The following is a 10,286-nucleotide window of genomic DNA, read 5'->3' on the forward strand; positions in this document are numbered from 1 at the left end:
ACCCAGGGCCTGGACGCCACCCGGCTGGCCGTGGCCGGTGACTCGGTCGGCGGCAACATGAGCGCCGCCCTCACCCTCATGGCCAAGGAACGCGGCGACGTGCCCCTCGTCCAGCAGGTGCTGTTCTACCCCGTCACCGACGCGAGCTTCGACACGCCGTCCTACCACCAGTTCGCCACCGGCTACTTCCTGCGCCGCGACGCCATGCAGTGGTTCTGGGACCAGTACACCACCGACGAGGCCGAACGCGCCGAGATCACCGCCTCCCCGCTGCGCGCCACCGTCGAGCAGCTCACCGGCCTGCCCCCGGCCCTGGTCATCACCGGCGAGGCCGACGTCCTGCGCGACGAGGGCGAGGCCTACGCCAACAAGCTCCGCACAGCCGGCGTCCCCGTCACCGCCGTCCGCTACCAGGGCGTCATCCACGACTTCGTCATGCTCAACGCCCTGCGCGAGACCCACGCCGCCGAAGCCGCCATCACCCAGGCCGTCACCACCCTGCGCACCGCGCTCCACGGCTGATCCCACAAGGAGAACCGCACATGTCCACCACTCCCACCGTCCTCCTCGTACATGGCGCCTTCGCGGACGCCGGCAGCTGGTCCGGGGTCATCGAGGAACTCCAGAAGCACGGCGTCCCCGTGCTCGCGCCGCCCAACCCGCTGCGCGGCCTCGCCTCGGACGCCGCGTACATCGCCTCCGTGGCGGCACAGATCGACGGCCCCGTCGTCCTCGTCGGCCACTCCTACGGCGGTGCGCTGATCACCGTGGCCGGGGTCACGGAGAACGTGGTCGGTCTGGTCTACGTGGCGGCCTACGCCCTCGAACAGGGCGAGAGCCTCGGTGAGTTGCAGGGACGCTTCCCGCTCTCCCCGCTCGTCAGCAACCTGAAGGAGTGGACGTACCCGATCCCGGGTGCCGAGCCGGGCGTCGAGGTCACCATCGCCGAGGACGCCTTCCCGTCGGTGTTCGCCGCCGACGTGCCCGCGGAGGTCACGAAGGTCCTCGCGGCGGCCCAACGCCCGCTCGCCGCCTCGGCGTTCGAGGAGACGGCGCAGGCCGCCGCGTGGCGGACCAAGCCGTCCTGGGCGCTGGTCGCCGGCGCGGACGAGGCGATCAACCCCGAGGTCGAGCGCTTCGGCGCCGAGCGGGCCGGCGCGACGATCGTCGAACTCGCAGGCGCCTCGCACGCGGTGGCGGTCTCCCGCCCCCGGGAGGTCGCCGACCTCATCCGTGACGCGGTCCGCGCCACGAGCTGACCCGGCACGAACGAGGCACGGCGTGGCCTGGCACCCGTACGGGGGTCAGGCCACGCCGTCGTCCGTCCAGCGTCCGAACCGCTCAGGTGCAGGAGGCGGTCGGGCAGCGGCCGCGCGCTAACGCTTGACCCGGTGGCGGAGGTAGACGACGCCCGAACCGAAGGTACGGGTCTCGACGAGCTCGAGATCCACCCGGCGCTCCTCCCGGGGGAAGTACGGGGTACCGCCGCCGACCAGGACCGGGTGGACCACCATCCGGTACTCGTCGATCAGGTCCGCCGCGGCCGCCTCGGCGGCGAGCATCGCACCGCCGATCGCGATGTCGCCCTCCCCCGGCTCTGCCCGCAGCCGCTCGATCTCCTCCGCCACACTGCCGGAGGCCAGGCGGGCACGACCGCGCACCTCCGACAGCGTGGTCGAGAACACCACCTTGGGCAGCGGGTTCCAGAGGGCGATCCACTCGAGCTCCGCGTCGTCGGGCTCGCCCTCATCCTCGGCCGTCTCCCAGTACAGCATCGTCTCGTACAGGCGCCGCCCCAGCAGGTGGACGTCGACCTTCCGGATCTCCTCGATCCAGAATCGGAAGACCTCCTTGTCCGGTGCGGACCAGTTGAACCCGCCGTCCGGCCCGACGATGTATCCGTCGAGGGAACAGCCCATCGAATAGGTCACGCTGCGCATCAGAAAGCCTCCTCGGTACCGGGTTCGACAGTAGGACCGCCGAGGTCCACGGAAGTCATCGCGACGCGCGCAGACGGATCGCTTCTTCCGCGGATTGCTGCCGACTGGCGGATCAGACTCTCACCGAGCTGAGCGGGCCGTCAGGAGTCCTGCACGCCCCGGGGGCTGTCGAGTGCCTGGACCCAAGCCAGCAGTTCGGGAGCGTCCAGCGCCTGGGCCCAGCCGTCGGCCCGGGTGGCGCCGTCCCCCGGTGGCCGGGGACCGACGCCCAGGACCCGTAGGCCGGCCCGGCGCGCCGCTTCCACACCGGTCAGGGTGTCCTCCACCGCCAGCGCCCGGTGCGGGGGTACACCGCAGAGCCGTGCCGCGACGGCGTACACGTCCGGGTGCGGTTTGGGGCGCACTCCGTCCCCGGGGTCGGGGACGACGAGGTGCTGGAAGTGCCCGAGCAGTCCGGCCCGTTCCAGGCTGCCTTCGACGACGACCCTCGGGCAGTTGCTGGCCACCGCCAGGGGTAACCGGCCGGAGAGCTGTCGGACGAGCCGGACGGCGCCCGGCATGGTCACCGGTTCCTCGGTGACGAGTTCCAGGAAGTGGTCGAGAAGCGCGGCCGTCAGGTCCTCGGCCAGTTCGGGTTTCTGCACGGTCTGCGCCATGAGCCGGCCGCAGTCCTCGTAATGCCGGCCCAGGGCCTGCTCCGCGAACCCGGGCGGTGGCTGGAGGCCGTACTCCTGGAAGGCGCGGCTGCGCGCCTCCTGCCAGTGGCGTTCGCTGTCCACGAGGGTGCCGTCGCAGTCGAAGACGACGGCGTCGGGCGACCAGTTGAGCACATTGCGGTCCGAGGTGGTCATGGGAGCCTCTCCTGCCTCTGCCTGTACGCATGCGCCACTTCCGACAGGAAGTGGAAAGGTGGATTCCGCTACGTTATTCCGCCCGGGCAATTCGGCCAATTCCCCTTTTCGGTGACTCGACAGGCGCTCACAGCAGGCGTATGCCGAGCAGCCGGACGAACGAGAACCGGCCCGCCTCCCCGGCCACCCCACCCGGACGGCCCAGCACGGCATGCCCCGCTCAGCAGGACAGTCCACGCTGAAGCGGTGACCATGTGCTTCCACACGCCGAGAGGAACCTCAGGGCCGACCGCGCCGGTGACGGTGCGGTCCTCTCCCCGGTGAAGCCCATGTGAGCGGGTAGCCACCGGACGACGAGAGGCTGATCGATGACTGACACGGACGTACTGGTGGTCGGCGCAGGACCCGTGGGGCTGACACTCGCGGCCGAACTGCGCAGGCACGGCGTGGACTGCCGCATCGTCGACCGGCTGGCCGTTCCCCAGCCCCACGCCAAGGCGATCGGCATCGTGCCCCGCACCCTGGAGGTGTGGGACAGCATGGGTCTGGTGGACAGGGTGCTGGACGAGGCCGTGCCGCACCTGGGCCAGATCGTCCACGTCGACGGCAAGGCACGCCCCCCGGTCGAGCTGGCCCTGCCGCCCGAGGTCCCCTACCCCTTCGCGACGCTGCCCCAGTGCACGACGGAGCGTCTGCTCACCGAGCACCTCGCCCGTCACGGAACGGAAGTCGAACGGCCCGTCGAGCTGCAAGCAGTGGACGTACGTCCGGACGCGGTCGACGCCGTCCTCGCGCACCCCGACGGCCGGACCGAGCGAGTGTCCGCCCGCTACGTCGTGGGCTGCGACGGCGCGCACAGCTTCGTCCGCAAGGCAGCCGGTCTCACCTTCGACGGCGACGCCCTCCCCGAGCTCTACATGATCGGCGACGTCGAACTCGACTGGGAACTGCCCGCCGGCTACAGCGTGCGCTCGGTCAGCCTGGACCGGAACGGCGAGATGGACGACATGCTCGTCTGCATCCCGATGGGCGCGAGACGCTACTGGCTGTCCATGCTGCGCCCCGACTCCCCGGTCGCCCCCGCAGCCACGGCCACCGGCACAGCGCCCACCGCCGTCCCCGCCGTCGCCGCCCTCGATGACGACCCCACCACGCCGGACGACACCGCCCTGGGCTCGGGCAGCGGGAAGGGACCCGACCTCGAGCAGATCCAGGCCGTGCTCGACCGGTTGGCGCCGGAGGTGACGACCGCCTCCACCTTGCGCTGGTCGTCCGCCTTCCGTACCAGTCACCGGCTGGTGGACCGCTACCGCAACGGCCGCCTCTTCGTCGCCGGGGACGCCGCGCACATCAACCCGCCGATCGGCGGCCAGGGCCTCAACACCGGTGTGCAGGACGCGCACAACCTCGCCTGGAAGCTGGCCCTGGTCGTTCGCGGTCTCGCCGAGGAAGGCCTGCTCGACACCTACCACGCCGAACGCCACCCGGTCGCGCAGGAGATGGTCGACCGCACCGTCCAACACGCCCGCAACGTCCGGCAGGTCGGTTCCGGTCCCCTCAACGGCGGGGACCAGGCGCAGACGATGCTGTGGCGTCAGGCCCAGCTGCTCGTCTCCTACCCGGACAGCCCGTTGACCACGGCGGAGGTGGGGAACCTCGGCGCGGAAGCCGGTCCCGCCGCCGGTCACCGCGCGCCGGACTGCCGCGGTCTGGTCAGCGACCTCGCCGCCTACCCGCGACGGCTGTTCGACCTGCTCCGTACGCCGCGGCACGTGCTGCTGTTGTTCGCGGGGCCCGAGCACGCCTCGGGCCAGGGGGCCGCACAGTTCGAGGCGTGCGCCTCCGCGGCGCAGCGGGCCGCGCACGGTCTGCTCGACGCCTACTTCGTCACCGCCGCCGACGTACCGCAGGACGCCCGTCCGGTCGGTCTGCGCCCGTCGCGCGTGCGGGACACGGCCGGCGAGTTCCGTGACGCCTACGCCCCGCGGGACGGCGAGGCCATCCTCATCCGCCCGGACGGCTACGTCTCCGGGCGCTTCCACCCTGCCACACCCGAGCGTCTCGTGGCACACCTGGGTCGCACCTTCGTCTGACCGGACCTGCGGCGACGGCCCGGCGGGCGTTCGGCCGCCGGGCGCAGGCCATACGGGGGAGGTAGCGGTGTCGGCGGGCAGGCCGGCGACGTGGGTGGTTATGCATCCCTCGTCCACGTCCCCCGTCGGAGGTCGCAGTGAACCGCAGAAGGGCCCTGGCCGCGTTGGCCTGCGCGGCCGTGGGTGTCGGAGTGCTGGGTACCGCCGGGTGCGAGCGGGAGGCGGCGGACCCGGCCGTACCCGCCGCGCCGGGGTCCCCGGCCCGCCCCGCTCCCCCGCGCCCCGTCGTCCGTACGCTGCCGGGCATCGGGCCGGCCGTGCTCGGCCGTATCCCGGCGACCGCCCGTCAGGTGCTGGTCGTCACCGGCCGGACGGCCGACACCAACGAGGCCCGGGTCATGCTGTACCAGTGGGAGCCGGACGCGGGCTGGATGCCCGTCGCGGGTCCGTGGCCGGCCCGCAACGGACTGCGCGGGTGGACCGACGACCACGACGAGAACGACCTGCGCACCCCCATCGGCGTCTTCCCGCTCAGCGACGCCGGGGGGCTGCTGCCCGACCCGGGCACCCGGCTGCCGTACCACCAGGACGAGGGCTTCACCGCCTCCGGCACCGGACACCTGGGCGAGCCGCTGGACGGTGCCTTCGACTACGTCATCGCCATCGACTACAACCGGGTGCCGGGCAGCAGCCCGTTGGACGAGACCCGGCCGCTGGGCGACGGCGAGGGCGGCGGCGTGTGGCTCCACGTGGACCACGGCGGGCCGACCAACGCCTGCATCGCCCTGAACAAGGCGCACATGCTCGCGCTGCTGCGGGTCCTGGACGCGGCCCGTCACCCGGTCGTGGTGATGGGGCCCGAGGCGGCACTCCGGGCGTGATCGCGGGGAGTGCCAGGGCCGGTGCCCCGCCGAACGGCAGGGGCGTTCAGGTCACAGGGCCCCGGCGCGTCGCAGTTCGCCGAGGCGGTCGTCGACCTCGATGACCTCGTCGCGGGTGAGGGGCCGGGCCGTCCACTGGCGGGCGGCGCCGTGGGTGAGGAACTCCTCGGGCAGCGCGACCCCGTAGTGTTCGACGTAGTCGGCGGCGTCGAGCCGCCAGAAGAAGCGGCCGTCGCTCATGATGGCCGTGCCGCCGGAGCGGGTGAACTTCTTTCCCAGAATGTCCTCCGAGAAGCCCATCAGAGCGATGACGGGCGTGCCGGAGCGGAGGTATTCGGCGATCCTTCCGCGCTCCTCCTCGGGAATCACGCCGGCCTGCCGGCGGAGTTCTTCCGCGTTCTGCGCGAAGGCCGACTGGCTCGCGATCCTGCCGAATATTCCGAGGGGGACGACGTTCGTCATGGGAGGCTTTTCCAGACAGTAGGCGCGACCCGCGTGGCGGGGGGGGGGGACGGGAGGTGGGTGTGTCCCGGCTCTCCGATTTTCCCTCAGAAGCGGTGGCGGTTGACGTCCCTTTTCGCTCGGTGACCGCTTGGCCCCGGCCTTGAGACCCGTGGTACCAACTAGGTACCATCACGGCTATGCCGTCACTCAACGTGTCCTTCTCCGACGAGGAAATGGAAGGCGTCCGCGCCGCCGCCGCCGCCGAGGGCAAGAGTCTCAAGCAGTACCTGCACGACCTGGGCGTGCGCGAGATGCACCGCAAGCAGTTCGTCGCCGGGGCCACGGCGTGGGCCGACCGGCTGCGCCAGGAGTTCGACGAGGCCTTTCCCGACGAGGTGCCGTCGGCCCGGCGCGGCGGGGTCGCGGCCGCCTGATGGTCCTGCACATCGACGTCTCCTGGCTGCTCGACGTCCAGGAGGCCGCCCTCGGGCACGAGGACGTCTCCGTCACCGACTACTCCGCGCTGGTCGCGGCCGTCGCCCGGCACAAGACCCGGATGCCGACGCTGGAGGCCTCCGACCCGGACACCGCCTGGCGCGCGGCCGCGCTCCTGCACACGGTCGTCCGGCTGGAGCCCCTCCCCCACCGCAACAGCCTGTTCGCCGCCTTCGTGGCCGCCCAGTACATGGACCAGTGCGGTGAGGGCATCGACCCGCCGTACGGGGCCCTGTCGGATCTCGTCAGGAAGGTGCGCGACAGTCGGCTGGGCATCTACGCCGTCGCGGAGGCGCTGCGGTCCTGGCGCATCTGAGCGACGGGCGTCTCCGGTTCCGGCCGGCGGGGCGCACGCCTGGTCAGGGCCGCCCGCGGCGCACCGCGGCCCGTCTGCGAGGATGTCCGGCGGCCGTCCGCACCGGGTCCGCCGTGCTGCGCGGGACCCGGGGACGCGCAGGCGGCGACAGGCGGGCGGGGGCGGGTCCAGCGGCCCCGCGGGTGGGAGAGCGGAGTGGTGCGGGACGTGCCGGCATATCCGGAGTACCTTGCCGCGGCGGTGTTCGCCGCGGGCGGCCTCGTGCATGCCGTGCTGGCGCCGCACCGGTTCTCCACCGCGGTCCTGTTCTGCCTCGCGGTGACCTCTGCCGGACTCGGCGTATCCGCCCGCAGCGCGGAAGCCCACCACACCGTCGCCGCCGTGCTCGCCGTCCTCGCCCTCCTTGGGGCGCTCGCGCTGGGCCTGCTCCTGCTGGTCGACGCCGTCCTCCTGGTCCGGCGCTACGGGCCGCAGACGCCGTTGCTCGCCACCGGCGCCGCCGGCTGCGCGGTGCTGGCGGTGCTCGGCCTCGACGCTGTCCTCTACGCGGTCGGCGGGGAGGTGGCGGGTGGGCTCATGGTCGCGGTGAGCGCGGCCGCGGGGTACCTCTCGCTGCTCTTCCTCGTCTTCACCGGTTACGTGGTCGTCCGGGGTCGCAGCAGCCCGCCGCCGGGGACCACCCACGTCGTCGTGCTGGGCGCCGGGCTCGACGGGGACCGGCCCGGACCGTTGCTGCGGCGCAGGCTGGAGCGGGCCCTCGCGGTCGACGCCCCCGACGTACCGGACACGGATTCCCTGACGTTCGTCGTCTCGGGCGGGCAGGGTGACGACGAGGTCGTCTCCGAAGCGGACGCCATGGCCGACTACCTGCGCGCCCGCGGCGTGCCCTCCGACCGGATCGTGCGGGAGGACCGCTCCGTCAACACCCGGCAGAACCTGCGCTTCAGCGGGGCCCTCATGGAGCGCGCCGGTCCCGGTCACCGGGCCACGGTGGTCACCAGCGGCTTCCACGTCTACCGCACCACCCTGCTGGCCCGTCGCGCCGGCGTCCCCGTCGACGTCATCGGCGCGCCGACCTCCCCCGCGTACTGGCTCTCCGCGACCCTGCGCGAGTTCGCCGCCGTGCTGTGGCTGGACCGGCTCCCGCTGGTCGGGCTCAGCCTGCTGCTGGCCGTGCCGGTGGCGACGGCGGTCTTCGCGCACTGAGCGAGTCCTCGCGCCCTTCGCCGACGCTCTTCTCGGCGTGCCGGTGCGATGAGTTGGCCGGTCGTCGGCAGTCTCCCCCTACACGCACCTGGCGTCGGCCGAGCAGGGCCGCGGAACCGGTGGCGAGGCGGAGCGAGGGAGTCCACGATGTCCCACCCGATTCGGCTGTACATGTCGATGTCGCTCGACGGGTTCATCGCCGGGCCGGACGACCGGCCAGGCCAGGAGCTGGGGCGGGGCGGCGGACGGCTCTTCGACTGGCTCGACGACCGGGAGTCCGACGGGCCGAGCGGCCAGGTCTACCGCGAGGCGCTGGCGACGGGCGCGCTGATCTCCGGCCGGCGGACCTTCGAGCTCGCCCGGCGCTGGCAGGGCGACCATCACGACGGCGTGCTCATCCTGGTCCTGACCCACCACGCGGACGACGGGGACGAGCCACCCGGCCATGCGCGGTTCGTCACCGACGTCGACGAGTGTGCCCGGCTGGCGCGCGCCGCCGCCGGGGACCGGCCGGTCATGGTGCACGGCGCGGGGGCGGCCCAGGCGCTGCTGCGGGCCGGGCAGCTGGACGAGATGGAGATCCACCTGGTGCCGGTCCTCCTCGGGGGCGGCCGACGGCTGTTCGACCACCTCGGTGGTGAGCGCACCGAGCTCGAACTCGTCCGACGGCTCGACGACCGGGGCGTCACCCACCTCCGCTACCGGGTGCTCCGGACCGGGGAGGCGGCATGAGGACGCTCTTCGTCTCGTACCGCGTCACCGGTCTGGAGCGCTCCCTGCGCTTCTACACCGCCCTTGGCTACGGCGTGCTGGGCCGGGTCGGGACGGGCGACGGGAGCCGCCTCGTCGTCCTGAAGTTCCCCGAGGAGACGGCGGCTTCGCTGGAGCTGGTCCACCGTCCCGCCGACGGACCCGTCGACGTGGGCAGCGGGGTCGACCACCTCGCGATCCAGGTGGACGGCCTGGCCGGCACCCTGGAGGCGCTGGCCGAGGCCGGTCTGGACCCGGGGCCCGTCCAGCGTCCGGGCGGCCCCGCGGGTCCGAGGACCGCTGGCTCACGGACCCGGACGGGTACCGGATCGAACTGGTGGAGTGGCCGGCCGGACACGCCGACGGGATGACCGCGGCGGACTTCTCCTGATGAGGTGGGCGGTCCCGCCCCGGCCCTGGCGGCCGTCGCGGCCGGGTCCGCCGCCGCACCGCCGCCCCGGTCAGTCCGGTTCCGTCGTCGCGATCACCAACAGCTTCGTCACCTTGCCGTCGTCGTCGACCACGTCGCGCACGGGGCGGAAGCCCAGGCGGCGGCACATGGCCAGGCTGGCGGCGTTGTCGGCACCGACCATGCCGTAGGCCTCCTTCAGGCCGAGGTTGTCGGCGGCGTGGCGCAGCAGGCCGCGGACCACCTCGGTGCCCAGGCCGCGGCCCCAGTAGGGCGGGGCGAGCGCGGCGACCAGTTCGTGTCCGTCGACGTTGCCGGTCTTCTTGACCTCCGCGTGGCCGACGAACTGCTCCTCCTGCCATAGCCCCCACACGTCGAACAGCTGCTGGGGGTAGACGTCGGTGAGGATGGCGCGGAACAGGGTGCGGATGTCCGGCTCGGGCACGCGGTCCTGGCCCATCCAGCGGCAGACCTCCTCGTCGCGCAGGAGCTGCACGAAGTGGTCCTCGTCCTCAGGTCGGTAGGGGCGGAAGGTGAGTCGTTCGGTGTGCAGGACGGGTGTCATGCGGGCTCCTCGGGTGGTGCGGGCCAGGCGGGCGGCACCGGGCCGGGGCGCGTCGTCGCTGGGTGCGCCCCGGCCCGGTCCCGCGCAGGTGCGTCAGGCTTCGGCGTTCTCCATGCGCTCCCGCAGGCTGCGCGGGCGCATGTCGGTCCAGACCTCGTCGACGTAGGCGGAGCACTCGGTCTCGGTGCCCTCCTTGCCGACGGGCTGCCAGCCGGCGGGCACCTCGATGTCGGCGGGCCACAGCGAGTACTGGTCCTCGTCGTTGCGCAGCACCTGGTAGCGGGTGTTCTCGTCCATGTCTGTCGGTCTCGCTCTCTGGGTCGTGACGGGTGGGTG

Annotated in this window: 13 protein-coding genes and 1 pseudogene; 9 read left to right on the forward strand and 5 right to left on the reverse strand. The window is 72.7% G+C overall.

What is annotated here, in order from left to right; all coding sequences use genetic code 11:
* Both AQJ30_RS34045 and AQJ30_RS34050 read left to right on the forward strand, forming a co-directional pair.
* Positions 1–522, forward strand: a 522-nt coding sequence (locus AQJ30_RS34045; RefSeq protein ID WP_159052420.1) for an alpha/beta hydrolase, incomplete at its 5' end; no start/stop codon positions are given.
* A 20-nt stretch (positions 523–542) separates the two neighbouring features.
* Positions 543–1,259: an alpha/beta fold hydrolase gene (locus tag AQJ30_RS34050; protein ID WP_067241584.1), complete on the forward strand. Its 717-nt coding sequence runs from the start codon at positions 543–545 to the stop codon at positions 1,257–1,259.
* A gap of 117 nt (positions 1,260–1,376) precedes the next feature.
* On the opposite strand, the gene AQJ30_RS34055 is transcribed toward AQJ30_RS34050, so the two are convergent.
* Entirely contained in the window at positions 1,377–1,940 is a 564-nt protein-coding gene (locus AQJ30_RS34055; RefSeq protein ID WP_067241586.1) for a dihydrofolate reductase family protein, read from the reverse strand.
* A gap of 140 nt (positions 1,941–2,080) precedes the next feature.
* The gene (locus tag AQJ30_RS34060) at positions 2,081–2,791 is read right to left on the reverse strand and encodes an HAD family hydrolase (protein WP_067241587.1); all 711 of its coding nucleotides are present in this window, start codon (positions 2,789–2,791) and stop codon (positions 2,081–2,083) included.
* A gap of 368 nt (positions 2,792–3,159) precedes the next feature.
* Between AQJ30_RS34060 and AQJ30_RS34065 the strand changes: the two genes are divergently transcribed.
* Together AQJ30_RS34065 and AQJ30_RS34070 are read left to right on the forward strand one after the other, a co-directional pair.
* Complete coding sequence (locus AQJ30_RS34065; protein WP_067241589.1) at positions 3,160–4,884, forward strand: FAD-dependent monooxygenase; 1,725 nt, start codon at positions 3,160–3,162, stop codon at positions 4,882–4,884.
* A 137-nt stretch (positions 4,885–5,021) separates the two neighbouring features.
* Positions 5,022–5,765, forward strand: a complete 744-nt coding sequence (locus AQJ30_RS34070; protein WP_067241591.1) for a hypothetical protein — start codon at positions 5,022–5,024, stop codon at positions 5,763–5,765.
* 51 nt (positions 5,766–5,816) lie between these two features.
* Here AQJ30_RS34070 and AQJ30_RS37545 read toward each other — a convergent pair whose 3' ends face one another.
* A complete protein-coding gene (locus tag AQJ30_RS37545) occupies positions 5,817–6,227 on the reverse strand; it encodes a hypothetical protein (RefSeq protein ID WP_079084489.1) in 411 nt (136 codons plus the stop codon).
* Between the two features lie 179 nt (positions 6,228–6,406).
* On the opposite strand from AQJ30_RS37545, the gene AQJ30_RS34080 reads away from it, so the two are divergent.
* The 5 genes and pseudogenes from AQJ30_RS34080 (at position 6,407) to AQJ30_RS34100 (ending at position 9,367) form a co-directional block, all read left to right on the forward strand.
* A complete protein-coding gene (locus tag AQJ30_RS34080; RefSeq protein ID WP_067241593.1) occupies positions 6,407–6,643 on the forward strand; it encodes a hypothetical protein in 237 nt (78 codons plus the stop codon).
* On the forward strand, positions 6,643–7,020 hold the full coding sequence (locus AQJ30_RS34085) for a toxin Doc (RefSeq protein WP_067241594.1): 378 nt from the start codon (positions 6,643–6,645) through the stop codon (positions 7,018–7,020). The genes AQJ30_RS34080 and AQJ30_RS34085 overlap by 1 nt, the downstream gene beginning before the upstream one ends.
* Before the next feature lie 207 nt (positions 7,021–7,227).
* Entirely contained in the window at positions 7,228–8,226 is a 999-nt protein-coding gene (locus AQJ30_RS34090; protein ID WP_159052421.1) for a YdcF family protein, read from the forward strand.
* A gap of 147 nt (positions 8,227–8,373) precedes the next feature.
* Entirely contained in the window at positions 8,374–8,958 is a 585-nt protein-coding gene (locus tag AQJ30_RS34095; protein ID WP_067241597.1) for a dihydrofolate reductase family protein, read from the forward strand.
* Positions 8,955–9,367: pseudogene (locus tag AQJ30_RS34100) on the forward strand (VOC family protein). The gene AQJ30_RS34095 and the pseudogene AQJ30_RS34100 overlap by 4 nt, the downstream one beginning before the upstream one ends.
* A 70-nt stretch (positions 9,368–9,437) precedes the next feature.
* Here the strand turns inward: AQJ30_RS34100 and AQJ30_RS34105 are convergent.
* Together AQJ30_RS34105 and AQJ30_RS34110 are read right to left on the reverse strand one after the other, a co-directional pair.
* Positions 9,438–9,950, reverse strand: coding sequence for a GNAT family N-acetyltransferase (locus AQJ30_RS34105; RefSeq protein WP_067241599.1), 513 nt, complete (start codon positions 9,948–9,950; stop codon positions 9,438–9,440).
* Between the two features lie 93 nt (positions 9,951–10,043).
* Positions 10,044–10,247, reverse strand: coding sequence for an MbtH family protein (locus tag AQJ30_RS34110; RefSeq protein WP_067241601.1), 204 nt, complete (start codon positions 10,245–10,247; stop codon positions 10,044–10,046).
* Positions 10,248–10,286 lie beyond the last annotated feature (39 nt).

This window comes from Streptomyces longwoodensis, assembly GCF_001514125.1.
Classification (GTDB): Bacteria; Actinomycetota; Actinomycetes; order Streptomycetales; family Streptomycetaceae; genus Streptomyces; species Streptomyces longwoodensis.

Coding starts and splice junctions, on each gene's coding strand:
- AQJ30_RS34080 (WP_067241593.1), top strand. CDS start 6,407: ATGCCGTCACTCAACGTGTCCTTCTCCGACGAGGAAATGGAAGGCGTC.
- AQJ30_RS34060 (WP_067241587.1), bottom strand. CDS start 2,791: ATGACCACCTCGGACCGCAATGTGCTCAACTGGTCGCCCGACGCCGTC.
- AQJ30_RS34110 (WP_067241601.1), bottom strand. CDS start 10,247: ATGGACGAGAACACCCGCTACCAGGTGCTGCGCAACGACGAGGACCAG.
- AQJ30_RS37545 (WP_079084489.1), bottom strand. CDS start 6,227: ATGACGAACGTCGTCCCCCTCGGAATATTCGGCAGGATCGCGAGCCAG.
- AQJ30_RS34055 (WP_067241586.1), bottom strand. CDS start 1,940: ATGCGCAGCGTGACCTATTCGATGGGCTGTTCCCTCGACGGATACATC.
- AQJ30_RS34105 (WP_067241599.1), bottom strand. CDS start 9,950: ATGACACCCGTCCTGCACACCGAACGACTCACCTTCCGCCCCTACCGA.
- AQJ30_RS34050 (WP_067241584.1), top strand. CDS start 543: ATGTCCACCACTCCCACCGTCCTCCTCGTACATGGCGCCTTCGCGGAC.
- AQJ30_RS34095 (WP_067241597.1), top strand. CDS start 8,374: ATGTCCCACCCGATTCGGCTGTACATGTCGATGTCGCTCGACGGGTTC.
- AQJ30_RS34065 (WP_067241589.1), top strand. CDS start 3,160: ATGACTGACACGGACGTACTGGTGGTCGGCGCAGGACCCGTGGGGCTG.
- AQJ30_RS34085 (WP_067241594.1), top strand. CDS start 6,643: ATGGTCCTGCACATCGACGTCTCCTGGCTGCTCGACGTCCAGGAGGCC.